This is a genomic window from Chelativorans alearensis, assembly GCF_010993735.1.
In the GTDB taxonomy this organism is placed as follows: domain Bacteria; phylum Pseudomonadota; class Alphaproteobacteria; order Rhizobiales; family Rhizobiaceae; genus Chelativorans; species Chelativorans alearense.
The window spans coordinates 231629-256968 of sequence record NZ_WQNI01000004.1 but is presented as its reverse complement, the minus strand read 5'-3'; the positions used below and the strand labels follow the sequence as shown (position 1 = coordinate 256968).

At 64.8% G+C, this 25340-nt stretch carries 21 protein-coding genes, 1 tRNA gene and 1 pseudogene; 9 read left to right on the top strand and 14 right to left on the bottom strand.

Annotated elements, in window-relative coordinates; all coding sequences use genetic code 11:
• A pseudogene (locus GPJ75_RS08410) lies at positions 1–235 on the top strand (hypothetical protein); the annotation flags it as partial.
• Between the two features lie 6 nt (positions 236–241).
• Here the strand turns inward: GPJ75_RS08410 and glmU are convergent.
• Positions 242–1597 (bottom strand): bifunctional UDP-N-acetylglucosamine diphosphorylase/glucosamine-1-phosphate N-acetyltransferase GlmU, encoded by a 1356-nt coding sequence (gene glmU / locus GPJ75_RS08405; protein ID WP_163267015.1) that lies wholly within the window; start codon positions 1595–1597, stop codon positions 242–244.
• 75 nt (positions 1598–1672) lie between these two features.
• A complete protein-coding gene (locus GPJ75_RS08400) occupies positions 1673–2410 on the bottom strand; it encodes a cytochrome c biogenesis CcdA family protein (protein ID WP_163267013.1) in 738 nt (245 codons plus the stop codon).
• Positions 2411–2718: 308 nt separating this feature from the next.
• Between GPJ75_RS08400 and GPJ75_RS08395 the strand changes: the two genes are divergently transcribed.
• A tRNA-Lys gene (locus tag GPJ75_RS08395) sits at positions 2719–2794 on the top strand.
• Between the two features lie 585 nt (positions 2795–3379).
• Positions 3380–3937 (top strand): hypothetical protein, encoded by a 558-nt coding sequence (locus tag GPJ75_RS08390; protein ID WP_163267011.1) that lies wholly within the window; start codon positions 3380–3382, stop codon positions 3935–3937.
• 249 nt (positions 3938–4186) lie between these two features.
• Here GPJ75_RS08390 and GPJ75_RS08385 read toward each other — a convergent pair whose 3' ends face one another.
• The 5 genes from GPJ75_RS08385 to GPJ75_RS08365 form a co-directional block, all read right to left on the bottom strand.
• The gene (locus tag GPJ75_RS08385) at positions 4187–5818 is read right to left on the bottom strand and encodes an AMP-binding protein (RefSeq protein WP_163267009.1); all 1632 of its coding nucleotides are present in this window, start codon (positions 5816–5818) and stop codon (positions 4187–4189) included.
• A gap of 183 nt (positions 5819–6001) precedes the next feature.
• Positions 6002–6226: a hypothetical protein gene (locus tag GPJ75_RS08380; protein WP_159587880.1), complete on the bottom strand. Its 225-nt coding sequence runs from the start codon at positions 6224–6226 to the stop codon at positions 6002–6004.
• A gap of 20 nt (positions 6227–6246) precedes the next feature.
• Complete coding sequence (locus tag GPJ75_RS08375; protein WP_163267007.1) at positions 6247–7314, bottom strand: trypsin-like peptidase domain-containing protein; 1068 nt, start codon at positions 7312–7314, stop codon at positions 6247–6249.
• A 92-nt stretch (positions 7315–7406) separates the two neighbouring features.
• The gene (locus GPJ75_RS08370) at positions 7407–8315 is read right to left on the bottom strand and encodes a bile acid:sodium symporter family protein (protein ID WP_246248980.1); all 909 of its coding nucleotides are present in this window, start codon (positions 8313–8315) and stop codon (positions 7407–7409) included.
• 75 nt (positions 8316–8390) lie between these two features.
• A complete protein-coding gene (locus GPJ75_RS08365) occupies positions 8391–9896 on the bottom strand; it encodes an NAD(P)H-hydrate dehydratase (protein ID WP_163267005.1) in 1506 nt (501 codons plus the stop codon).
• Between the two features lie 298 nt (positions 9897–10194).
• On the opposite strand from GPJ75_RS08365, the gene GPJ75_RS08360 reads away from it, so the two are divergent.
• Positions 10195–10533 (top strand): P-II family nitrogen regulator, encoded by a 339-nt coding sequence (locus GPJ75_RS08360; RefSeq protein WP_159587883.1) that lies wholly within the window; start codon positions 10195–10197, stop codon positions 10531–10533.
• A 47-nt stretch (positions 10534–10580) separates the two neighbouring features.
• A complete protein-coding gene (gene glnA, locus GPJ75_RS08355) occupies positions 10581–11990 on the top strand; it encodes a type I glutamate--ammonia ligase (protein WP_163267003.1) in 1410 nt (469 codons plus the stop codon).
• Between the two features lie 89 nt (positions 11991–12079).
• Here the strand turns inward: glnA and GPJ75_RS08350 are convergent, their stop codons facing one another.
• From GPJ75_RS08350 to GPJ75_RS08335, 4 genes are all read right to left on the bottom strand, one after another.
• A complete protein-coding gene (locus GPJ75_RS08350; protein ID WP_163267001.1) occupies positions 12080–12679 on the bottom strand; it encodes an ABC-type transport auxiliary lipoprotein family protein in 600 nt (199 codons plus the stop codon).
• A gap of 76 nt (positions 12680–12755) precedes the next feature.
• Positions 12756–14141, bottom strand: coding sequence for an MlaD family protein (locus tag GPJ75_RS08345; protein WP_163266999.1), 1386 nt, complete (start codon positions 14139–14141; stop codon positions 12756–12758).
• A gap of 17 nt (positions 14142–14158) precedes the next feature.
• Positions 14159–14953, bottom strand: a complete 795-nt coding sequence (locus GPJ75_RS08340) for an ABC transporter ATP-binding protein (protein WP_163267075.1) — start codon at positions 14951–14953, stop codon at positions 14159–14161.
• 29 nt (positions 14954–14982) lie between these two features.
• Positions 14983–16155 carry an ABC transporter permease gene (locus GPJ75_RS08335; protein WP_246248978.1) on the bottom strand — a complete coding sequence of 391 codons (1173 nt, stop codon included), beginning with the start codon at positions 16153–16155 and terminating at the stop codon, positions 14983–14985.
• A gap of 117 nt (positions 16156–16272) precedes the next feature.
• On the opposite strand from GPJ75_RS08335, the gene dgcA reads away from it, so the two are divergent.
• Positions 16273–17256, top strand: a complete 984-nt coding sequence (gene dgcA / locus GPJ75_RS08330; RefSeq protein WP_163266995.1) for an N-acetyl-D-Glu racemase DgcA — start codon at positions 16273–16275, stop codon at positions 17254–17256.
• A 16-nt stretch (positions 17257–17272) separates the two neighbouring features.
• On the opposite strand, the gene GPJ75_RS08325 is transcribed toward dgcA, so the two are convergent.
• The gene (locus tag GPJ75_RS08325) at positions 17273–18082 is read right to left on the bottom strand and encodes a UDP-2,3-diacylglucosamine diphosphatase (protein WP_205602494.1); all 810 of its coding nucleotides are present in this window, start codon (positions 18080–18082) and stop codon (positions 17273–17275) included.
• Between the two features lie 128 nt (positions 18083–18210).
• Here GPJ75_RS08325 and GPJ75_RS08320 point away from each other — a divergent pair, with 128 nt between their 5' ends.
• From GPJ75_RS08320 to GPJ75_RS08310, 3 genes are all read left to right on the top strand, one after another.
• Positions 18211–18990 (top strand): SDR family oxidoreductase, encoded by a 780-nt coding sequence (locus tag GPJ75_RS08320; protein ID WP_163266993.1) that lies wholly within the window; start codon positions 18211–18213, stop codon positions 18988–18990.
• Between the two features lie 160 nt (positions 18991–19150).
• Complete coding sequence (locus GPJ75_RS08315; RefSeq protein WP_163266991.1) at positions 19151–19993, top strand: fumarylacetoacetate hydrolase family protein; 843 nt, start codon at positions 19151–19153, stop codon at positions 19991–19993.
• Positions 19994–20022: 29 nt separating this feature from the next.
• A complete protein-coding gene (locus GPJ75_RS08310) occupies positions 20023–22353 on the top strand; it encodes an NADP-dependent malic enzyme (RefSeq protein WP_163266989.1) in 2331 nt (776 codons plus the stop codon).
• 339 nt (positions 22354–22692) lie between these two features.
• Here the strand turns inward: GPJ75_RS08310 and gltX are convergent, their stop codons facing one another.
• Together gltX and GPJ75_RS08300 are read right to left on the bottom strand one after the other, a co-directional pair.
• Positions 22693–24063, bottom strand: a complete 1371-nt coding sequence (gene gltX / locus GPJ75_RS08305) for a glutamate--tRNA ligase (protein WP_163266987.1) — start codon at positions 24061–24063, stop codon at positions 22693–22695.
• The gene (locus GPJ75_RS08300) at positions 24060–25304 is read right to left on the bottom strand and encodes an MFS transporter (protein ID WP_163266985.1); all 1245 of its coding nucleotides are present in this window, start codon (positions 25302–25304) and stop codon (positions 24060–24062) included. The genes gltX and GPJ75_RS08300 overlap by 4 nt, the downstream gene beginning before the upstream one ends.
• Positions 25305–25340: the final 36 nt, after the last annotated feature.

Genomic DNA, 25340 nt, shown 5'->3' with positions numbered 1-25340 from the left:
GCCGCGGCACGAGGAGCCGCAGGCGCCAATAAGCGAACCGAAACCGGCGCCCGTCGCGCGTGACGTCGAGGAGGACGCCGCTCTTGCCAGGGAAATCGATGTCGCGGTCGACGAGCCGGTCGAGAAAGCGGCCGAAGAGCCGGCACCACAGCCGCAACGTGCGGCGGCCTCCATCGAGGACGAGATGAGCCGGCTCCTGGACGATCTTGCCGAGGAACGGAAGAAGGAAGGCTGACGCCCGTTACGTCTTCTGCCCTGCCAGCCGCTCGCGCAGCTGCTTGCCGCGGCCCTCGCGCGTCGTCTGCCGGGCGCGGCCGAAGGCGAGCGCATCGTCGGGAACGTTCTGGGTGATGATGCTGCCCGAGGCGATGTAGGCGCCCGCCCCGATCGTGAGCGGTGCGACGAGGGAGGAATTGGTGCCGACGAAGGCGCCGGCGCCGATCTCGGTGCGGTGCTTGTTGAAGCCGTCATAGTTGCAGGTGATCGTGCCGGCGCCGATATTGGCCGCAGCGCCCACCACCGCGTCGCCGATATAGGAAAGATGCGGCACCTTGGCGCCGGGCTCGATGCGCGCCTTCTTGATCTCGCAGAAATTGCCGATCTTGGCATTCTCCATAACCTCCGCGCCGGGCCGCAGCCGCGCGAAGGGGCCAACCGTGGCGCCGCTCTCCACCCTCGCCTCCTCCAGATGCGAGAAGGCATGGATGCGGACATTGGCGGCGATCTCGACACCCGGGCCGAACCAGACGTTCGGCTCGATGACCGTGTCGGGGCCGATTTGCGTGTCGTGGGAGAAGAAGACGGTCGCAGGCGCGATCAGCGTGACGCCGGACAGCATCGTTTCACGGCGTTTCCTGTCCTGCCAGACGGCCTCGGCCTCGGCGAGCTGCGCACGGTTGTTGATGCCGAGCGCGCTTTCCCCGCTGGCTTCGGTCGCCACAACCGAAAGGCCCTGCCGGTTGGCGATCTCGACGATGTCGGTCAGGTAGAACTCTCCCTTGGCGTTGTCGTTGCCGACCGCATCGAGCAGCGGGAGCGCGTGTTCCCCGGCTATCGCCATCAGGCCACTGTTGCAGAAGGTGATTTTCCTCTCCTCGTGCGAGCAGTCCTTCTCCTCGCGGATCGCCACGAGCCGCCCGTCCCTTTCGATGAGGCGTCCGTAGCCGGTGGGCTCCGGCGTGCGGAAGCCGAGCACCGCTGCCGCCGCCCCCTCGGCGAGGCTCGCGCGTGCCTTCAAGAGGACGTCGGCTTCGAGCAAGGGGTGATCCCCGAACACCACAAGCACATCGTCATAGCCGCGCCCGATCGCTTCCCGTGCCGCGAGCACCGCATGGGCCGTGCCAAGGCGCTCCTTCTGTTCGAAGATGTCCTCTTCCCCTCCGCCATGGGAAAAGCCCGCCACGGCCGCGCGCACCTTATCGGCCCCGTTGCCGACAACCAGCGCCAGCGCATCGGCGCCGGCAGCGCCCGCGGCCGCCATCACGTGACCCAGCATCTCCAGCCCGGCGACCGGGTGCAGCACCTTGGGCAGCGCGCTCTTCATGCGGGTGCCCTCGCCGGCTGCAAGGACGATGGCGAGGCAGGTTCGTTTTTCCATGGAAGAAATCCGCTCGTTGTTCTGGAATCGAGCGATGTGTAGCACCCCGGAGGGCGCGCTCCAATGCGCCAGCCGCTATCCGAGCCGGCCGAGGGTCGGAAAGGTCTCCAGAAGCCAGTAGGCCATGGTCTGCATGCCGCCCGTCAAGAACAGGACGCCGGCGACGACGAGCAGCCCGCCGATGGCCTTTTCCACGTGGCCCAGATGCGTGCGGAAGCGCTGCAGGAAGCGCATGAAGGCATCGGAGAAGAGCGCGGCGATGAGGAAGGGAATGCCGAGCCCGGCCGAATAGACGCCGAGCATCAGGGCGCCCTCGCCTACCGTCTCGCGTCCGCCGGCAAGGGTCAGGATCGGCCCCAGCACCGGGCCGATGCAGGGCGTCCAGCCGAAACCGAAGGCAAGGCCCATCACATAGGCCGCCCCCAGGCTCGCCGGCTGGCCGCCGGCGCGGAAGCGTGCTTCGCGCGACAGGAACGGGATGCGCACGAGGCCCAGGAAATTCAAGCCCATGACGATGATGACGAGCCCGGCGGCCATGGCCAGTTCCTGCTGCCAGGCACGCAGCACCGCACCGATGGTCGAAGCGCCCGCCCCCAGCGCCACGAAGACGGTGGAAAAGCCTAAAACGAAGGCGAGCGCCGCGCTCATCAGCGAAAGCCGGGCGCTCGGGCTGCCCTCGGGGCGGCGGAAATCCTCCACCGAAACGCCGGCCATGTAGCACAGATAGGGCGGCACGAGCGGCAGAACGCAAGGCGACAGGAACGAGATCCCTCCCGCCAACAGCGCGCTTGCGTAGCCGATGTCGATGGCCATGCCGTTTCCTATCCGTTGCGGTTTCCCTGCCTAGACCAGTTCATCGTTTCACGGAATCGATAAGCTGGTCTAACTCTTTGTTTCGTCGCAATTCCGGATGGAAAACCGGTTTCCACTTTATCCTGGAATTGCTCCAGCCCGCATATAACCGCCAAGCGGCACACGCTCCAATCACCATCTCGTGGCAAAGCGCCGCAGCTTCACGCACAACAAGAGCGCCGTTGCCCCAGCCTTTTGCGGTTGACCGGGCAAAGCCGCCTGACTATGTTCCGCCGCACTCCCGCAGGCGGCCTCTCCGCCTGTCGCGCGAGCGCGTAGCTCAGCTGGTAGAGCAACTGACTTTTAATCAGTAGGTCCAGGGTTCGAGCCCCTGCGCGCTCACCAAAATCCTCTTAAATATCAATATATTTAGCAATACTAGCTAAAATAGACCCTACGAAGCCTTACGGCGGGGTAACGTCTCGGGTAACGGAAGCAAAGGAAGCGTACCCTGAGCCGTTACCCTGCCCGATTTACATTGTCGCCTTACGGCCGTCCCTGCATAATGGCTGGGGCAACAAGGGAGAAAGGGGAGGACCGCCTGTGACGGACGGGGAAAGGGAAAAGATCAAGCTGAGGGCAACGTATTTCAACGGGATTGCCATAGCGTTGATGGCGGTTGGCGTTTTTGGACCGTATGTCGCCCTCGCCCAGTTGTTTCGAAGCCAAGGCACAGACTATCAGCTTCTATTGACGACTGTGCTTGCTGCTCTGGGCTTCGCATGGTTTAGCACCAGGGCGCACGGGAAGGCCGTCTCGATACTCGGAAGACTGGACGAATGAGACGAAGGCCAGCGGCCATGGGCGATTCGGCTACTATACGTATCGCCACGGCCTACCGTTGATTTCGAACGGTTTCCTGCGACTATCGGCAGGTCCACGCGACATGAATGCGACATGGGAGGGGGTGCATTGGCTTGGGATGGACCGTTGCCGAACTCAACATTGGAGAAAATCAAAGCGAATTTGCCGGAATGGCCTGATGATGTCATCGATCAATGGCTTCTTCCTCACTCCGAGAGAGAGGGCTTCGGCTGGCCGCCTAGCAGTCCATTCAACCGAAGTGAATGGCGTTATGTAATGTGCCGTCCAGTGGTGTGGTGGCAGGCGGTGACGTGGACCAAGTTGCAAACTGCCTTAGAGCCCGATGATCTTTCTGCGGAGCAGTTGCGCACCGTTAACGGAATGATCGGGGCTTATTTCAAGGGAGATTATAACGCATATCGAATGATTGCGACGGGCCCCAAAAGAGTTTTTGGGGTCTTAGAGTTCTTACGAGCTAATGGGGATCTCCCGAGAATGCCGGTCGCCGTGATGGACAATGACGGATTGCACATTGTCGACGGCAACCATCGCGTAGTCGCATGGATCATCTACGGCGCCCTTGGCACTGAGGTTCTTGCTGAGAAATGCTGGTTGCCGCGGGCTGCGGCAACTACAATTTGGCTCGGAACCCACGCAACCGGGGAACTACTCGATCCAGCATAGACTCGGCGTCAGGGCCGGCCACCGCAGCAGCTTGAACTAGTCCGCTGTTTCCGGTTCGGCTGGCTCCGCCGCCGCTGGCTCTTCTTGAGATGTGGTCGGCTCCTCACCTGCGGGCCAGAAAATGAGTCCGGCAAGCACAATAACCAGAGCCGCAATGGCCACGATGATCCAGGTTCGCCTGTCCATGTGTTGCTTACCACTTTCAATACGATCTCACCGTTCCACGCCGTGCCCATTTGCGGCTGCCGCCTACCCCACCTCCCGCCGTGCCCGCTCGCGGAAAATACGGCGGATGATTTTGCCGGTAGTGGTCAGCGGCATGGAATCGACGAATTCGACCTCGCGCGGATATTCGTGCGCCGAGAGCCGGTCGCGCACCCATAGCCCGATCTCTTCGGCCAACGCGGCGTTGGCCGCCGAGGCGTCCTTGAGCACCACGTAGGCTTTCACGATCTCGGTGCGGAGGGGATCGGGTTTGCCGACGGCGGCGGCGAGTGCGACGGCCGGGTGGCCCGTCAGGCAGTCCTCGATCTCGGTCGGGCCGATCCGGTAGCCCGCCGATGTGATGACGTCGTCGTCGCGGCCGACGAAGTGGAAATAGCCGTCCTCGTCCACGAGGCCCTGGTCGCCGGTGGTCATCCAGTCGCCGATGAACTTTTGCCTCGTCGCCTCTTCGTTCCGCCAGTATTCGAGGAACATCACCGGATCGGGACGGCGGACCGCGACCTGCCCCACCTCGCCGCGCGCGACCGGCTGGCCCTCCCCGTCGATCACGGCGACCCGGTGGCCGGGTACGGGCAGGCCGATGGCGCCGGCGCGGCTCACGCCGATTTCACCGCAGGAGGAAAGCACGAGGTTGCACTCGGTCTGGCCGTAGAACTCGTTGATGGTGAGGCCGAGCTCAGCGCGCGCCCAGTCGTAGGTCTCGCGGCCCAGCGCCTCGCCGCCGGAGCCGACGGTCCTCAAGCTCAGGCGGAAGCGCCCGGCGATGTCCGGCACGCCCTTCAGCATCCTGAGCGCGGTGGGCGGGATGAAGGCGTTGCGCACCTTCATCTCCTCCATCAGGCGGAGCGCCGCCTCCGGGTCGAACTTTTCAAAGCGGCCGGCCACCACCGGCACACCCAGGTAAAGCCCGGGCAGGAGCACGTTGAGGAGGCCGCCGGCCCAGGCCCAGTCGGCCGGTGTCCACAGGAGATCGCCCGGCTGCGGCAGGAATTCGTGATGCATCCCGACGCCCGGAAGGTGGCCGAGCAGCACGCGGTGGCCATGGAGGGCGCCTTTTGGCGGCCCGGTGGTGCCGGAGGTGAAGATCATCATCGCCGGATCGTCGGGCCCGGTCGCCTCGGCCGTGAATACGCCGGCGTTGTCGGCCACCAGTTGGTGGAAACCCCTGGCGCCCGCATCGGTGCCGTCGGTCGAGATCACGGTCTCCAGCGCCGTCAGGCGGCCCTTGATCGCCTTCAGCTTATCGAGGCCGGCCCCATTGGTGACGACCGCCTTCACGCCGGCCGTCTGCAGCCGGTATTCCAATGCTTCGACGCCGAAGAGCAGCGCCAGCGGCACGGCAATCGCCCCGAGCTTGTAGATCGCCACGTGGCTGATCGCCGTCTCGAAGCATTGCGGCAGCAGCAAAGCGACGCGGTCGCCACGCTTGACGCCGGCTGTCCTCAGCGCGTTCGCCAGCGCGTTGGAGCGCGCGGTCAGTTCCCCGTAGGTGAGCCGTTCGACCGCTCCATCGGCACGATACTCGAAGAGCGCCACACGGTCGGGCTCGCGCCCGCCCCACGCGTCGGCAATCGCGGTGCCGATGTTGAAGGATTGCGGGATGTTCCAGCGAAAGTCGCGATAGAGCGCCGTATAGCTGCCGCGCCTCTCAAGCATGGTGGCCGACACGCCTCACCGAACCGCCTGCCGTTGGAAATCGGTCATTGCGAAACTCCGCGCCCCAGCCGCGCCAAAAGATTGGGCAGAAGTGTATTCGCCTCGCGAGATCGGGGCAATCGCGCTTTTGCTCGCCGGTTACGGCCAGAACGAGCGATCTGCGTTTTGCGAAAGGCTCAGGTCTTAGAATTTCCGTATCGTTCCAACGACTTCGACGACGACATCGAGGCCGTCGAACGTCCTCGGCAGCTTGACGGCCTCCTCGTCCCTTGAGACGTAGACGTTCAGCGCAAGGTCGTCGGCGTTCGGGCTGAGGCATATTCCGACGCCGGTCACGCCTTCGGATGGGCCGAACTGCGCCTCGAAGGCCTTTCGGATCTCGATCGCCTGCTCCATCGAATGCTTCATGCCGGCCGTCTCGTCGCCTTCTAGATCAGCGTCACTCCGAGATGCTGAACGACGGATGATATAGGGTTCGCCCCCGTTATTCCAACACCGCCGGCACCCCCGGAGGCGGAGCCTGAGAAGAGAAGCCCGACGGGCCGGCCGCCTTCGTCGACGATCAGGGAGCCGCTGTCGCCGGGCCTGCTGAAGGGCCGCGTCGGCGACATGTCCATTTCAATGACGATCTGGTCGTCGAACCTTGCCAGGCCGTCGCCCATGTCGACGAGGAAATTGTTGACGCTGACGGCCCTGACGCGTCCCCGCGTGAAACTGGTCGTGCGGCCGGTCTTGAACACCGTCATGCCCGGGAGGGCTTCTGCAAGCTGTTCCGGGGTGAGCGTCATCGCCGGTTCGGGCGCGTTCTCGCCGCTGTAAAGCGTGTGGCGGTCTTCCTCGCGCTCATGCTCCGAAAGCCTCGCCACGGCCGCGTCGACAAAGTTCGGGACACCCTCGTATTGGATGGGGACGAAGCGGGTAAGCGCCGCGATGTCGTCGGGCCCCGGCCTGCCGCCGTCACGCGCGCCCGGCTGCATGACGGGCGTTGGCGGTGCCACCTTGTTGACGTCCGCCAGCACGTGGTTGTTGGAAAGGATCGCCCTTTGGCCCGTCTCGTCGTCGCGGCAGAAGCAGCCGAGCGTGCCGGCGTATTCCATCGTGGTGGGCGAAATGCTTGCGCCAAGCCGGAGCGGATCGTTGCGCGTGGTCGTCCAGAGCGGCCGTTGGCGGCCGATATAGAGGACGTCGGCCTCGCCCCTTGCGAAACCGACGATCTCCTCCACGACGGCGCTGCGCACCTTGCGGCGGTCCTGAACCAGCACCGCAAGCCTGGCATCGGCGGAAGCGGCATCCTGCGTGATGACGCCGAGGGCAATGTCCTCCACCACTCGCTTCTTCGTCTTTTTGCGGTAAACCCGCCCTTTCTCCAGAAGAAAAGGATCGAGGTAAAGGCTCGAGGGCGGCCGTCCGGTATAGGCGGTCGCCGGTGCCTCGACGAAATCGAAAACCCTTGAAAATATCTGTGCTTGGAGCTCAAGCGCGGAATCGAACCTCATGCTGCCTCCGGCGTCCGTCCCCGCGAATCAAATCTTAGCACGGCGCGCCCGTGGCGTGGATGACGCTGCAACCGCTACGCGAGCGGGCAATCTTATCGTGGAGCCAGGTCGGACGCGGTCGCCCGCCGATTGAGCATCCAGACGAAAGCTCCACCGGTGATGTAGGCGATGACGCCGTAGAGGGCGGGGGGAATGGCCATCTCGGGGTTGTTCAGCATGTACTGGCTCAGCGCCAGCGTGATGACGAGGGCAGCGTTGTGGATGCCGATCGACATGGCCAGCGCGATCGCCTGGCGCCGCTCGACGCCGAGGGCCAGCGGCGCCAGGTAGCCCACCGCGAAGCTCACCAGATTGAAGACGAGCGCCGTGGCGCCGATGACGGGCCCCCACGCCAAAACCAGGCCCCAATGGCTGACCAGCGCGAAGATCACGATCGCCGCCAGAAAGAATGTGGCGAGCGCTTTTACCGGCCGGTCGAGGCGGCGCGCCATCGCCGGATAGCGGCTATGAACGAACATGCCGATCATCGCCGGCACGACGGCGAGCGCGAAGATCTGCAATATATGGTCGATCCCGATGGAAACGGTTTCCGTCTCTCCGTAGAACAACAGCAGCGAGACGTTGGCGACGATCGGCAGGCTGACCAGCACGAGAACGGAGGTGACGGCGGCGAAGGTGATGCTGAGGGCTACGTCGCCGCGGGCGAGATGTGTGTAGAGTGTGGCCGAAGTGGCGCCGGGGCTTGCCGCCAGGAGCATCATGCCGACGGCGATGGCGGGCGGCAGATCCGACAGATAGACCAGCACCAGGCAGAACGCCGGCAGGATCGCCGCCTGGCAAACAATGCCGACAAGGACCGGCTTCGGCCTTGAGAGGATGCGTGTGAAATCCTCGAGCTTGAGCGAGAGGCCGAGGCCCAGCATGATGATGACGAGCGCTATCGGGAGACCCACGTTCAGCGCCGGGCTCGACTGCATGCTGCCGATGTCTTCCGCCCCCATGATGCTTTCTCCCGTTAAGGTATGCACCGGCCGCAGCCGGACGGCAGATAGTCTCTCCTATCTTCGGTTACTTTTTTATCCCTCTTCGCCGAGATGGGCGCGCAGCACCTCCGGCAGCTGCTCCGGCATATCCTCCGCAATCAGCCCGGGACCGACCTTCCGCCCGGCCTCGGCGTGCAGATGGACTGCCGCGCACGCCGCCTCGAATCCCGACATCCCCTGCCCCAGCAGTCCCGCGATCATCCCGGCCAAAACGTCGCCGGAGCCGGCGGTGGCGAGATAGGAGGTGGCATTGGTGTTGATGGCGGCGCGGCCGTCGGGAGCGGCGATGACGGTGTCGGCACCCTTGAGGACGAGAACGGCGTGGGCGCGGGCGGCAGCCTGGCGGGCCCTCTCCAGTTTGGAGAAAAGCGCATCGCCGGCAAGGTCAGGGAAGAGACGGGCGAACTCCCCCTCGTGGGGTGTAAGCACAAGGGTCGCCGGGCTTGCGCTGGCGGCGGCGAACAGGCGGTCGGGAGCATCGGCGAAAGCGGTGATGGCATCGGCATCGAGGACGAGGTGGGCCGCAGCGGTGCCGGAGGCAGGGCGCAGCACGGTTTCGGTGAAGAGGCGGGCGCTTTCACCGATGCCGAAGCCGGGGCCGATCACGAAGGCCGCGGGGTGGCGCCGGTCGATGAAGGCGGCAAGCTCTGCCTCCCCTTCCACGCGGGCCAGCATGATGGCGGTAAGATGCATGGCATTGACCGCCAACGCGGCGGCGGGCGAAAGCACGGTCACCGCCCCTGCCCCGATGCGCGCCGCGCCTCGTGCAGCGAGCCTTGCCGCGCCGGTCACCGTCGGCGGACCGGAGAAGACGGCGACGTGGCCGCGCGCGTATTTGTGCGTGTCCTCTTCGGGCCGCGGCAGCAAGGCGTGCCAGAGCGCCGGCGTATTTTCACGGCAGGTCGGACGGATGGTTTCGAGCACGGTGGCTGGAATGCCGATGTCGGCGACGGCCGTCTTGCCGCATAGCTTGCGGCCCGGAAAGAGCAGATGGCCGGGCTTCTTGCGGAAGAAGGTGACGGTGAGGTCGGCAGCGAGCGTTGTGCCAAGCACCCTGCCGCTGTCGCCGGCCACGCCGGACGGCAGATCGACGGCGATAACGGGCACCTTAGCCTTCGCCGTCTTCTCCAGCGCCGCGGCGTAAGGCCCCTCCACGGGCTTGGAAAGGCCGGCGCCGAAGAGCGCATCGACGACCGCCCAGCCGGCTTCGGGCGCGAATGTGTCGAGAGGGCGGGCTTCCAGCGGGCATTCGCCGGCCGCACGCGCAGCATCGGTGCCGGCGGGCGGCACCGCCTGGCGCCACAGGCGCACGGCAAGTCCCCGTTCGTGAAGCAGGCGGGCAATCACATAGCCGTCGCCGCCGTTGTTGCCGGGGCCGCACAAAAGGTCGTAGCCGGCCGCATCAGTGAAACGGGCCAGGAGTTCCGCTACCACCGCTGCACCCGCGTTGAGCATCAGCGGGTAGCTCCCGGTGCCTCCAGCCTCGGCGGCGAGCCGATCCGCCTCCCCCATTTCCTTCGGTGAAAGGATCTCGTGCATGAAACAACCCTCGATATGGGGCGATATTGGCCTCTGCGAACGCCGGCGTAAATGCGGTGCGCGGGCGATGCTTATTCTTTTTGCATCGTGCACATTTTTTAGTCAGGCATTAGAGTGATCGCGGTGCACCGGCGCGGTGTGTCGGCCGGGTCACGCGCGCTTTCCCGCCGTCCGCGCGGGCGAAGGCGGGCAGGCGCGAAGGCAGGCACGTCTCGCCGCCGGTTGGCACGGTTCGTGCATACGCAACAGCGGAGCGGGGGGCACCCCTGCTTTTGCAGCAATCGGAGGCCGCCGAAACATGAAAAAGATCGAGGCGATCATCAAGCCGTTCAAGCTCGACGAAGTGAAGGAAGCCCTTCAGGAAGTCGGACTGCAGGGCATCACCGTCACCGAGGCCAAGGGGTTCGGGCGTCAGAAAGGACATACGGAACTCTACCGGGGCGCCGAATATGTCGTCGACTTCCTGCCCAAGGTGAAGATAGAGGTAGTGTTGCCAGACGACATGGTCGACGCCGCAATAGAGGCCATCCGTAAGGCCGCCCAGACAGGGCGTATAGGCGACGGCAAGATATTCCTCACCAATGTCGAGGAGGTCATCCGCATCCGCACGGGCGAGACCGGTGCGGACGCGGTGTAGGCCGGCCGATTGTTAGAATAGTTGTCATAGACAGGGGTTTGAAAAGCATGACGACAGCACAGGATATCCTGAAGCAGATCAAGGACAACGACGTTAAATTCGTCGATCTGCGCTTTACCGATCCGAAGGGCAAGCTGCAGCACGTGACGATGGACGTCAGCGCTGTCGATGAGGACATGTTCGCCGACGGCGTGATGTTCGACGGCTCCTCGATCGCCGGCTGGAAGGCCATCAACGAGTCCGACATGGTGCTGATGCCGGATACGGAGACAGCCCATCTGGACCCGTTCTTCGCGCAGTCCACACTGGCCATCATCTGCGACATCCTGGACCCGATCTCCGGCGAAGCCTACAACCGCGACCCGCGCGGCACCGCCAAGAAGGCGGAAGCCTACGTGCGGGCGGAAGGCATTGGCGACGAGGTTTATGTCGGGCCGGAAGCCGAGTTCTTCGTCTTCGACGACGTGAAGTACAAGGCCGACCCGTACAACACCGGCTTCAAGCTCGATTCGACCGAACTGCCCTCCAACGACGACACGGAATACGAGACCGGCAATCTCGGCCACCGGCCGCGCGTCAAGGGCGGCTATTTCCCGGTGCCGCCGGTCGATTCGGCGCAGGACATGCGCTCCGAGATGCTGACCGTGATGGCTGAGATGGGCGTTACGGTGGAAAAGCACCACCATGAGGTAGGTGCGGCCCAGCACGAACTCGGCATGAAGTTCGATACACTGACGCGCAACGCCGACAAGCTCTTGATCTACAAGTACGTCGTGCACCAGGTGGCCAACGCCTACGGCAAGACGGCCACCTTCATGCCCAAGCCCATCTACGGCGACAACGGTTCGGGCATGCACGTGCACCAGTCGATCTGGAAGGACGGCAAGCCGACCTTCGCCGGCAACGAGTACGCGGGCCTGTCGGAGAGCTGCCTCTACTACATCGGCGGCGTCATCAAGCACGCCAAGGCCATCAACGCCTTCACCAACCCGACCACCAACTCCTACAAGCGTCTCGTGCCGGGCTTCGAGGCGCCGGTTCTGCTCGCCTACTCGGCGCGCAACCGCTCGGCCTCCTGCCGCATTCCGTTCGGTTCCTCGCCGAAGTCGAAGCGTGTCGAGGTGCGCTTCCCGGATGCGATGGCCAATCCGTACCTCGCCTTCGCGGCGATGCTGATGGCCGGCCTCGACGGTATCAAGAACAAGATCCATCCCGGCCAGGCCATGGACAAGGATCTCTACGACCTGCCGGCGAAGGAGCTGAAGCGGGTGCCGACGGTCTGCGGCAGCCTGCGCGAGGCTCTGATGAACCTCGACAAGGACCGCGGCTTCCTGAAGGCGGGCGGTGTGTTCGACGACGACCAGATCGACGCCTACATCGAGCTGAAGATGGCCGAGGTGCTGCGTTACGAGATGACGCCGCACCCGGTCGAGTTCGACATGTACTACTCCGCGTAACGGACAGGGCGTCCTTTCAGGCGCCTGATGCAAAGAAAAAACCCCGGGTCATCGGCCCGGGGTTTTTTCTTATCCAAGTGTATGGCGGTCTACATCACGCCGATGGACCAGTCGACGATCTCCGCCGCCGCATGCTGGAATGCCCGATCGAGAGCCGCGACGAGGGCCTCTGTGCCGCTGCCGGCGACGGGGGCTATGGCGGTGAAGTCGTGCGAGGCGCGCACCACGCCGTTGCGGTCGTTCAGGACGCGGGCGTGGAGTTCGACATGGGCACGGTCGCCGCCGCCCGGGCGAATCTCGAAGGCGCGGATATCGACGATGACCTGATAATCGATGGCCAGGCCTTCTCCGGGCCGGCCGACACCGCCGACGCGGCCCGAGTTCTGATAGGCTTCGACCAGCCGCGCCTGCACCAGGCGGGGAAGGCGGTCGGACCATCGCGCACCGCCAAGCAGTTGCACCGCGCCGGTGGGCGTGCGCACGACCAGATCCTGGCCATCGAGCACTTTGAGCGCGCTCGGTTCGGGAACGAGAACCTGCGTTCGTGAAAGACGCCGGCCGGTATCGGGCAGCACGGGCGCGGCGATGTCATAGGCATCCACCGGCGCCGGCCCGAATCCCGGAATGGCGGCACATCCGCTAAGAAGCAGCCCGGCCAGGGCAAGTCCCCACGCTGAAGAACCCCTCATATGCAAATGAAAGCTCCGGAACTGAAAGGACTGCCCCTCATCAATGGCTCCTTCTTGCGGGGCTCAATCGCGCTTGTCAACGCCGGGAGCGCCCGTCGTAGCGGCGGATCGACCCGTCGCCGCCGGTTATGATGCGCTGCGGATTCTGCTCGAAATCGCTGACGGCCCCCTCGATCCGGTTGATAGAGCGACGCGCATCGTTGACCAGCGCCTCGACGTCGCGCAGGCCCTGCCCGGAAAAGCGTGCCAGACCGTCTGTGATGGTGCCGACGCGGGCGTTGAGCGTGTCGGCGACCTGGCGGAAGGACTGCAGTGTTGCCCGCGCTTCGGCGACAAGTCCCTGCCCTTCCTCCCCTTCCGCGGAACCCAGCATGCCGTCGAGCTTGGCCAGAACCCCGTCTATGCGCACGGAAGCCTGGTTGAGCCGGCTTGCCAGCGAACTGGCGTCGCTGATGAATTGGTCTATGTCCTCGTTTCTCCGGCTGATCGTTTCGCTCACTCTGGCGATATCGTTGGAGGCGCGGTCGATCTCCGCGCTCGCCTGCGCGAAGTTGTCCACGGCGCTCGCCACCGCATCCGCATCCACGCCGGCGACGATTTCGTCCACCCTGCCGAGCGTCCTGTTGGCGTTCTCGGAGAAGGTGCTGAGGGAGGCCACCGCCTCGTCCACGCCGGTGGCGATCCCGTCCAGCCGCTCGCCCGCCTCAGAGAGCTGCCGCGTGAACTTGTCGACGTTGTCGACGACGTCGGCGACCTGTTGTTTATCCACAGAATTAATGAGTTCTTCGGCCGCTTGCAGGGTCGAGTTGAGCTGGCCGGAGATATCGGAGATGGTCTGCGAAAGCTCGCCTACGCTGGCAAGGAAGTTGTCGACGCCGTCCGCGTTATCCGCCAGCGCTTTGGTGAAAGTCTCCACATTGTTCAGCGTTTCCGTCAGCGGCCCGCGCGCGTCGGTTACAAAACCCTCCAATTGTCCGATGATCGCATCGGCACGAGTGAGAACGCTTTGGGTCGTCTGCAAGAGGTTCGTCACCGCCGATGGGCTGGCGTTGATCGTGGGGACTTCCCCCCGTTCAATGGCCTCGTCGAGGAGGTTGGGCTCACTTGGGTCTCCCCCTGTCAGTTCGATCGAGGCCTGACCGGAAAGGCCCGCCAGTCCGACGTCCGCCCTGGTGGATGCTTTGACAGGTGCCTGGTTCCGGTCCACCTGCGCCTCGGCTATGGCATTTCGCGGGTTTTCCGGGTCGACATAGACACGAATCACGTTGCCCACTCCGACGCCGTTGAAAAGCACGGCGCTGCCACGGCTGAGCCCCGCGGCCGAGCCGAGGATGCGGAAGCGCACGGGCGTCATCTCACCCCGGTCGCCAACGCCCGCCGTCCAGTAGATGAAGCCGAAGGCGGCGAGCACGGCGAGGACCGTGAAAATCCCCACAATGACGTAATTGGCTTTGGTTTCCATTGTCTACGGCTCTTTTCTTATTCGTCCTGTGAACGAACGATGCGCCGCGCCCGCTTACCCCTGAAGTAGGATTTCACCCACGGCTCTTCGCTCTCCATCATGTGATGCACCGTGCCCTCCACGAGTACACGCTTCTTGCCGAGCACCGCAATGCGGTCGCACGCGGTAAGCAAGCTGTCCAGGTCGTGGGTGACCATATAGACGGTCAGGCCCATCGTATCGCGCATCTTCACTACCAGGTCGTCGAACTCGGCGGCGCCGATGGGGTCGAGCCCGGACGTGGGTTCGTCGAGGAAGACGATGTCGGGATCGAGTGCCAGGGCGCGGGCAAGGGCCGCGCGCTTGATCATGCCGCCGGAAAGCTCGGAGGGGTATTTGTTGGCCGCCTCGCGCGGCAGGCCCACAAGCTCCACCTTGAGCAGCGCCAGCTCGTCCATCAGCTTCTTCGGCAGGTCGATATACTCGCGCATGGGCACCTGGATGTTCTCCAGCACCGTCAGTGCGGAAAACAGTGCGCCGTGCTGGAACAGCACACCCTGGCGCATGTCGATCAGCATGCGCCCGGCCTCGTCGAGCCCGGCAAGGTCCTGGCCGAAGAGCCGGATGGTCCCGCCCGCCTTCGGGACGAGCCCGAGGATGGTGCGCAGGAGCACCGACTTGCCGGCCCCGGATGCACCGACAAAGCCGAGGATCTCGCCGCTATAGACGTCGAGCGACAGGTTCTCCAGCACCGTCGTAGTGCCGAAGCGCACCGTCACGTCGCGCGCCTCGAGGATGATGTTCCCCTCCCCGGCTTTTCCGGCGGAACGCATCTCGCCGTTTTCCTGCTGGTTTCCGGTCATCAGAAATCGATCGCCGCGTAGAATATGGCAAACAGCCCGTCGACGACGATGACGATGAAGATCGCCTTCACCACGGAGGCAGTGACATGTCTGCCGAGCGATTCGGCGCTGCCGCCAACCTTCATGCCCTCGACAGAGGCGATGATGCCGATGATCATGGCCATGAACGGCGCCTTGATAAGGCCTGAGAAAATGCTGGTCAGGTCGATTGCGGTGCGCAACCGGTCGATGAAGGCCGCCGGGGCGATGCCGGAATAAAGCCACGCCACCGTCATGGCGCCCGCAAGGGCGGCGAAGTTGGCGACGATGGTCAGGCACGGCAGGGCGATGACAAGGGCGACGAGGCGCGGAAAGACCAGAACGCCGACCGGGTTCAAGCCGATCACGGTGAGCGCGTCGACCTCCTCGCGCATCTTCATCGAGCCGATCTCGGCGGTAATCGCGCTGCCCGAGCGGCCGGCGATCATGATGGCCGTCATAAGCACGCCGAGCTCGCGCATGATGAGAATGCTGACCAGGTCGACGACGAAGATCTCGGCGCCGAAATAGCGTAGCTGAAAGGCGCCCTGCTGGGCGATGATGGCGCCGACGATCGCCGACATCAGAACGATGATGGGAATCGCGCCCACGCCCATGCGGTCGATCTGGTTGACGATCGCCGTCGGGTTGACCGCGTGCTTGCGCCCCAGCTTCATCTGCGCACCGCTGATCGTGGCGCCCAGAATGTGCATACCGTAGAGAAGGTCGTTGCGCGCCTCGTAGACCGAGCGGCCGAGGGCGGCAAGGATATCCACGGGCCAGAAACCGCTGCGTTCGCCGCCGGGCACGTCGGGCTCTTTTGCGACGGGCGTGACCTCCGCCAGCAGAATGGAGGCGGCTTTGGACTGCCCCGTTATCTCGACGGCCACGCCGTTCTGCTCATATTCGGCAGTCAACCGCCCCACCAGCCACGCGCCGGCGGTATCGAGATGCCGCACGCCGCTCAGATCGACGTGAAGCCGTTCGACGCCCTCCTTTTTCAAGAGCTCCCGCATCTGGCCGTCGACCTGCCCCACCGTGCGCGTCGTCCAGTCGCCGGCGAGGCGGCAGGTGAGCGCGCCGCCTTCCTCCGACCGGTCGATTCGCGCCGGCGCCGCGTCGTCCGCGGCGGCCTTATCGTCTTCTTGCCTCATTGCCCTGAACACCATAAGCACCATCCTTAGAGCGGAGGGGCGGCGAAGAAAACTGCTTTCGCCTGTATAATTCAGTGGATAGCAGGGCCAAGCCGCCCACGATAGTTCGAGGAACCCATGACGCGTACAATGACCGTCGAGATCGAAAGCTTCCCGATTGCCGGGGTTTTCCGCATCGCCCGCGGCGCCAAAACACAGGCGCAGGTGGTGACGTGCATCCTGACGGAGGACGGTGCGGCGGGCCGCGGCGAATGCGTGCCCTATGCGCGCTACGGTGAGAGTGTGGAGAGCGTGGTCGAGCAGATCGAGGAGCTGCGTCGTGAGATCGCCGAGGGTATCGACCGGCAGACGCTCATGGGGCGCATGCCCGCCGGTGCGGCACGCAATGCCGTGGACTGCGCGCTGTGGGACCTTGAGGCGAAGCGGACGGGCACGCCGGTGGCGGACCGGGTCTGCCGGTCACGGCCGCACCCTGTCACCACGGCGCAGACCATCTCGCTCGGCACGCCCGAGGAAATGGCCGCACACGCGCGCGCCAACGCCGACAAGCCGCTCCTGAAGATCAAGGTGGGGGGCGAGGACGACGCCGCCCGCCTGCGCGCGGTGGCGGCGGCCGCGCCGGGCAGCCGGCTTATCCTCGATGCCAATGAGGGCTGGACGGAAGCGAATCTCGAGGAAAACCTGCGCGCGGCGGCCAAGTGCCGCGTGGCACTCATCGAGCAGCCGCTGCCGGTGGGCAAGGACGCAATGCTGCGCGAGGTCCCGCACCTCGTTCCCATCTGTGCCGACGAGAGCCTGCACACCGCCGAGGACCTTACCGCGCTGCAGGGGCTCTATGATGCCGTCAACATCAAGCTCGACAAGACCGGTGGGCTGACGGCGGCGCTCATCCTGCGCGAGCGGGCGCGCGAAATCGGCATTTCGGTGATGGTCGGGTGCATGGTGGGCACATCGCTCGCCATGGCGCCGGCGGTGCTCCTGGCGCAGGAAGCCGATTTCGTCGATCTGGACGGCCCTTTGCTGCTTCAGCACGACCGGGTGCCGGGGCTCGACTACGCCGGCGCGCTTGTCTCGCCGCCGCAAGCAGCGCTGTGGGGGTGAACGCACGGAAGGGGAATTATGCCGCCTCGGCAGCCTCCTCCTCGATAACCGCTTGTCGCGGTCTTACGGCCGGGGCGGCGACCTGCGTCCAGCTGATGATCTCGAAGCGACCGTCGAAATCCTCGACGAGGGCCGTGCAGCTTTCCACCCAGTCGCCGGTGTTCATGTAGAGGACGCCCATGATCTCCTCTATGGCCGCGTGATGGATGTGGCCGCAAATGACGCCGTCCACCTCGGCGCGGGCGGCTTCCTGGGCCAGCACGTTCTGGAACGAGCTGATGAACTTCACCGCCTTCTTGACCTTCACCTTGGCCCAGGAGGAGAACGACCAGTAAGGCCGGCCGAAGAGGCGGCGGAAGACACCGATCACGCGATTGACGACGATTGCCGTGTCATAGGCCTTGTCGCCGAGATATGCTAGCCAGCGGGCATTATGCACGACGGCGTCGAACTGGTCACCGTGGACGATGAGGAACCGCCTCCCGTCGGCCGCCTCGTGGACGGCGCTGTCGGCCACCACGATGCCGCCGAAATGTACGCCCTGGAACGAGCGCAGGAACTCGTCGTGGTTGCCGGCGATATAGATGATATTCGTTCCCTTGCGCGCCTGGCGCAGAAGCTTCTGCACCACGTCGTTGTGCGCCTGCGGCCAGTGCCAGGAGCGCTTCAGCCGCCAGCCGTCGACGATGTCGCCGACCAGATAGATCGTCTCGGCCTCGTGATGGCGCAGGAAGTCGACGAGGAACTCGGCCTTCGCCGGCCTGGAGCCCAGGTGAACGTCCGAGATGAAGATGGTGCGGAAGGTGCGGGGCGCGGCGGCGGGCATGACGAAAGTCCGATGCGGTGTGCGGTCGCGCTTCCTATGCCCCGATTCCTGTCACAGCCATGTGACGGTTGCCAGGCGGTGATGCTGCGGGTAGACGATCAGGCAGTCTGAAAAACTCGGGGCATGCAATGGATCTCGGCATTAAAGGCAAGAACGCCATCGTCTGCGCGTCGAGCCGCGGGCTCGGCCGTGGCTGCGCCATGGCGCTGGCGGAGGCCGGTTGCAATCTCGTCGTCAACGGGCGCGATCCGCAGGCGCTGAAGTCGACGGCCATGGAAATCCGCGACCGCTTCGGCGTTTCCGTGGCGGAGGTGGCGGCGGACGTTTCGACACATGAAGGCCAGAAGGCGCTGCTTGCCGCCTGCCCTGCCCCCGACATCCTGGTGAACAACAATGGCGGCCCGCCGCGGCGCGACTTCCGGGAGCTTTCGCGCCAGGCGATGCTCGACGGCGTGACGCAGAACATGGTGACGCCGCTGGAACTCATCCAGGCAACCATCGACGGCATGGCAAGCCGCGGCTTCGGCCGCATCGTCAACATCACCTCGCTTTCCGTCTATTTGCCCATTCAGGGCCTCGACCTGTCGTCGGGCGCGCGGGCGGGCCTGACGGCTTTCCTGGCCGGTGTGGCGCGCGGCGTGGCCGGCAAGAACGTCACCATCAACAACCTTCTGCCCGGCAAGATGGACACCGAACGCCTGCAGAGCGGCATTCGCTTCGGCGCCGAGAAGGCGGGCACGACCTACGAGGAGCAGGCCGAGCGCCAGGCCGCGGAAATACCCGCCGGCCGCTTCGGGACGGCGGACGAGTTCGGCCGCGCCTGCGCCTTCCTGTGCTCGGTCCATGCGGGTTACATTACAGGCCAGAACCTTATGCTTGACGGCGGGCTCTACACGAGCGCGTTCTAAAGCAATTCCAGGAAAAGTGGAAACCGGTTTTCCGTCCGGAATTGCGATAAAACAAAGAGTTAGACCAGCTCATCGATTCCATGAAACGATGAACTGGTCTAAGAAGACCTTCCTGCCGCATCCCGTGGCAATTTACCCAACAAACGAGGGAGAGAAGACCTTGAAACTCTTGCGTTTTGGCAACAAGGGCGCGGAAAAGCCGGCCGTTCTGCACGATGACGGGACCATCCGCGACGTGTCCTCGCTGGTTGCCGACTTCACGCCCGAGACGCTGTCGCCGGCGCTGACGCGCATCCTTGGCTCGGCCGAGATCGGCAGCCTGCCCGAGGTGCCCTCCTCGGTTCGCATCGGCGCGCCGATCTCCCGCACCGGCCATTTCATCGCCATCGGGCTGAACTACGCGGACCATGCCGCCGAATCCGGGCTGCCGGTGCCAAGCGAGCCGGTGGTCTTCTCCAAGGCACCGAGCTCGCTTTCGGGCCCCTTCGACGAGGTGATGCTGCCGAAGGGTTCGGTGAAGTCGGACTGGGAAGTGGAGCTTGCCGTCGTCATCGGCGAGCGCTGCGATTATGTCGAGGAGAAGGATGCGCTGTCGCACGTCTTCGGCTACGCCGTGTGCAACGACGTATCGGAGCGCGAATACCAGGCCGAGCGCGGCGGCCAGTGGATCAAGGGCAAGAGCGCGCCGACCTTCGGGCCGCTCGGGCCATGGCTGGTCACGGCGGATGAGATCCCCGATCCGCAGAGCCTCGACATGTTCCTCGACATCAACGGCGAGCGCCGGCAGACGGGCAGCACCAAGACGATGATCTTCACCGTGGCCGAGATCGTCTCCTATCTCTCGCGCTTCATGGTGCTGGAGCCGGGCGACGTCATCACCACCGGCACGCCGCCCGGTGTCGGGCTTGGCATGAAGCCGCCGGTCTATCTGAAGGCTGGCGACGAGATGCGGCTGGGAATCGCCGGTCTCGGCGAGCAGCACCAGCGCGTCATCGCGCGCTAAGCTCAAGAATCGGGAGGGTGGTGGCAAAGATGGCAAGGCAGACACCGGTGAAAACCAAAGGCTCCGACCTCGACGAGGCCGCCCTCTTCTTCCACCGCTATCCCGTTCCGGGAAAGCTGGAGATCCAGCCGACGAAGCCGCTCGGCAACCAGCGCGATCTGGCGCTGGCCTATACGCCGGGGGTGGCCGCGCCCTGCATAGCCATTCGCGACGATCCCGGCATGGCCGCCGAATATACCTCGCGCGCCAATCTGGTGGGTGTGGTGTCGAACGGCTCGGCCGTGCTCGGCCTCGGCAACATCGGGCCGTTGGCTTCGAAGCCGGTGATGGAGGGCAAGGCCGTGCTCTTCAAGAAGTTCGCCGGCATCAACGTCTTCGACATCGAGATCGATGCGCCCGAGGTCGACGGCATGGTGGAGACCATCGCCGCGCTCGAGCCCACCTTCGGCGGCATCAACCTGGAGGATATCAAGGCGCCGGAATGTTTCGAGGTGGAGGAGCGGCTTAAACGCCGCATGTCGATCCCCGTCTTCCACGACGACCAGCACGGCACCGCCATCATCGTCGCCGCCGCCATCCTCAACGGGCTGGAACTGGCCGGCAAGGACATCGCCGAGGTGAAGATTGTCACCTCCGGCGCGGGGGCCGCCGCACTCGCCTGCCTGAACCTTCTGGTCTCGCTCGGCGCGAAGGTCGAGAACATCTGGATCACCGACCGCTTCGGCGTCGCCTTTCGTGGACGGACGGAGGAGATGGACCGCTGGAAGGAGCCTTACCTGAAGGACACCGACGCACGGGCGCTGACCGAGGTTATCGGCGGGGCGGACGTCTTTCTCGGCCTTTCGGCGGGTGGGGTCTTGAAGCCGGCAATGCTCAAGAAGATGGCCGAGTGGCCATTGATCATGGCGCTGGCCAACCCCGTACCGGAGATCATGCCGGAACTGGCGCGCGAGGCGCGGCCAGACGCAATGATCTGCACCGGCCGCTCGGACTACCCGAACCAGGTCAACAATGTCCTTTGCTTCCCACACATCTTCCGCGGTGCGCTGGACGTCGGTGCCACGGCCATCAACGAGGAAATGAAGCTCGCCGCCGTGCGCGCCATCGCTGCGCTTGCCCGCGAGGAACCGTCGGACGTGGCGGCGCGCGCCTATTCGGGCGAGATACCGATCTTCGGCCCCGACTTCCTGATCCCCTCCCCCTTCGATCCGCGGCTCATCCTGCGCATCGCGCCGGCGGTCGCCAAGGCGGCCATGGAATCGGGCGCCGCCACCCGGCCGATCGACGACATGGGCGCCTATCTCGACCGGTTGAACCGCTTCGTCTTCCGCTCCGGCCTTGTCATGAAGCCGGTCTTCTCCGCCGCCAAACAGGCCGGCCGGAAGCGCGTCATCTATGCCGACGGCGAGGACGAGCGTGTGCTGCGGGCGGCCCAGGTGGTCCTGGAGGAAGGGCTGGCGCAGCCGATCCTCATCGGCCGGCCGCACGTGGTGGACGTCCGGCTGCGGCGCTACGGCCTGAAGATCAGGCCGGACATGGATTTCGAGATCATCAACCCCGAAGACGACCCGCGCTACCGCGACTACGTGGATTTGCTCATCCGCATCGCCGGCCGGCGTGGCGTGACGAGCGAGGTCGCCCGCACGCTGGTGCGCACCAACACGACGGTGATCGCCGCGCTCGCCATGATGCGCGACGAGGCGGACGCCATGATCTGCGGGCTGGAAGGCCGCTTCGAGCGGCATCTGCGCTATGTCGACACGATCATCGGCCGGCGCGCGGGCGTCGACGACCTCTCAGCACTCTCCATGCTGATCGCCCAGCAGGGCGCCACCTTCTTCACCGACACCCATGTGACGCTGGACCCCAGCGCCGCCGAGATCGCCGAGATGACGGTGCTCGCGGCGGAGGAGATCCGCCGTTTCGGCATCGAGCCCAAGGCCGCCCTCCTGTCGCACTCGGATTTCGGCTCGCGCGACAGCCCAAGCGCGCTGAAGATGCGCGAGGCGGTCGCCATTCTGCACCAGACCGCACCCGGCCTGGTGGCAGACGGCGAGATGCACGGGGATTCGGCGCTTTCGGAGACGCTGCGCCAGCGCGTCTTCCCCCATGCGGGGCTCGAGGGAGAGGCCAATCTCCTGGTCTTCCCGAATCTCGACGCCGCCAACATCACGCTGACGACGGTCAAGGCGATGACGGATGCGCTGCATGTCGGACCGATCCTGCTCGGCACGGCGCGCCCGGCGCATATCCTGACGCCGTCGGTCACCTCACGCGGCGTGGTGAACATGACTGCACTCGCGGCCGTGGAAGCGCTGCAAAACCAGGCATTGGAGAATGCAACCTTAGAGGGAATGTAATTTCTGAAATAAATCTATAACGTGTTTTTAAACCACCCCGTGCAACAACCCACTAAACCGCAACCTCCAAGGGAAGCGGAGACACCTAAAGTGCGTTTTACGGTGGTGGGATGGGTATTCAGCCAGAAAAAGCTATCTACGCAGCCATGGCCTGCATGGTGCTTCTCGTCGTCGGCGCCGCAACGCGCCAGATGTTGGATCAGTCTGAAGCGCATGCAAATCCGCGGGCTCGACAGCTTGCCGGGGATGATGGCTGGCAGCGGGCGGGCAAGCCGGCGACAGGCGGCGAGGCGGTCGGGAAAATGCCTGCGGCGCGGGACGCGGAGAGAGAGCAGCAGATCAGGATTGTCGGCCCGCGATTCTTTCCCGATCCATCAAAGGCAATAGATCTGCGAGGTCGGGGCCGGACTCCCGCCCCGTGAGCGCCAGCCGAATGGGCCTGAACAGAGCCTTGCCCTTGCGCCCGCTCGCCTCCTTCACGCGCTCCGTCCATGCGCGCCAGGTTTCCCGGTCCCAGGGCTCCGGCGGCAGCAGGCCGAACGCCAGGTTCACAAAAGCCTCGTCCTCCGTGGAGAGGTCGGCCTTCTCCGGTCCCTCTCTTATCACCCGCCACCAGCCTGCGGCATCGGCCAGCGTATCGAGATTGCCGCGCACGGCGGTCCAGAAGGCCTCGGCCTTCGGTCCGGTGATGCCGAGCTTTTCCAGCCTCGGCGCGGCCTCCGCAAAGGACATCGCCTGAATAAGGCTGCGGTTTAGTCCCTGAAGCTCCGCGGGATCGAATTTGGCCGGCGATTTCGAGCTCGATGCCGGGTCGAAGTGCGCTGCCAGCGCCTCCATGTCGCGGTACGCGGTCACCGCTTCCGAGGTGCCGATAAGGACGGCCAGCGAAGCGACGGCCATCGGCTCTATGCCGGCTTCTCGCAGGCCGGCGATGGATAGCGCGCCGGAGCGCTTGGAAAGTCCCTCGCCGGTGGTGGCGGTGAGCTGATTGTGATGGCCAAAGGCAGGCGCCACCGCGCCCAGCGCCGCGAACAGGGCGATCTGGGCGCCGGTGTTCGTCACATGGTCGTCGCCGCGAATGATATGCGTCACGCCCAGTTCGATATCGTCGACGACCGACGGCAGGGTATAGAGGAACGTGCCGTCCTCGCGCACCAGAACGGGATCGGACATGGAGGCGAGGTCGACGGTCTGTGGGCCGCGCACGATGTCTTCCCAGTGGATTTCCGTGCGCCGCGGCGACAGGGGGTCAGCGTCGAAATTGGGCAGCAGGAAGCGCCAGTGTGCCCTCCGGCCTTCCGCCTCCAGCCGCGCCCTCTCCTCCTCATCGAGCTTCAGTGCCTCGCGGCCATAAACCGGCGGCAGGCGGCGCGACAGCCTGATCCTGCGCCGCCGCTCCAGCTCTTCCGCCGTCTCGTAGCAGGGATAGAGAAGGCCTGCCTCCCTGAGCCTGACGACGGCGCTTTCGTAGCTCGGAAAACGGTCCGACTGGCGCACGACCAGATCCGGCTCGATGCCCAGCCACCGCAGGTCCGCCTCGATCTGGTCGGCGAACTCCCGCCGCGACCGCGCGATGTCCGTGTCGTCGAAGCGCAGGATGAAACGCCCGCCCGCCTTCAGCGCGAACAACCAGTTGAACAGCGCGGGGCGTGCGTTGCCGATATGGATCTGCCCCGTCGGGGACGGCGCGAAGCGAACGGTGACACTCATGGCGCGGAGGTAGCCGAGGCCTCGCCGGTTTGCAAGGCACGAGCCGTGAGGCGCCGCGAGACGGCGAGCATGAGGAGCGCGGCCGCGAAGCAATAAAAGCCCATCGTGGCCACCTGCAGCGGATAGGAAACACCCAGATCGATCAGAAAGCCCGTTAGCCCCGGCCCCACCGCCGTGGCGAAGACCATGATGGCGACGATGGAAGCCCGCACGGCGCCCAAATGGCGGGTGCCGTAGATTTCCGGCCACAGCGCGCCGAAAAGCGTCGCCGAAAAGCCATAGGACACGCCGAGCAGCCCCATGAAGGCGAAAGCGGTCCACTGGGCCTCGAAGGAAGCCAGCACTAGACAGGCGACCGCCAGCGGCAGCAGGAACGTCGGTAGCAGGGATACGGCGGAGAAGCGGTCGACCAACTGCCCCGCCACCAGTGCGCAGATGACGGTCATCGCCGCCATGAAGGTGAACGAAGAGGCGAAGACCTCGAGCGACCACCCGCGCAGCTCGACCAGGTAGATCTGGTGGAAGGCGATGGTCGTGCCGATGAATCCTGGAGCCATGACGCCGAGAAGCAGTGCGTAGAACAGCGGATCGCGCATGACCTCGCCGCGCGTCCAGTCGCGCGTGGTCGTGGCGCGCGGGGCGGGATCGCTGGAGCGCGGTGCCCGCTCGACCGCCATCAGCCCCGAAATCACGGGCAGCGCGACGACGACCAGGAAAGCGGCGGCGATCAGCCAGCCGTTGCGCCAGCCGACAAGGCCGGCGACGGTGACGAAGACGATGGGAAAGACCGCCTCTCCCACGTTGTGTCCCAGAATGGTGATGGAGACGGCACGGCCGCGCTGGGCGGCGTACCAGCGGCCCATGGCCGTCAGCGCGTTCTGCGTCATCATGCCCTGCCCGAACAGGCGCAGCAGATAAATGGTCGCAACCAGGACGAGGACGGAGGTGGACAGCGCCATGAGGACGCAGGCCATCGCCAGGATGGGCACGATGATGAACGTGACGGTCCTTACCGTATAGCGGTCCACGATCTGGCCGAAGCGCGGCATCGTAAGGGCGCTGGCGAGCGTTGCCAGCATATAGATCATGCCGAAGGCGCCGTGGGACAGGGCGTATTCCTGGCGAATATTACCGGCTGACAGCGAGATGAAGAAGGTCTGTCCAAAGGACGAGAAGAAGGTGAGGAGGAACCCGCCGGTAAGCCAGCGCGCGTTCTCGCGGAGAAAAAGCAAAAAGGACATTGGAATCTCTGCTGGGAGCGCGCAGCGCTTCATCCC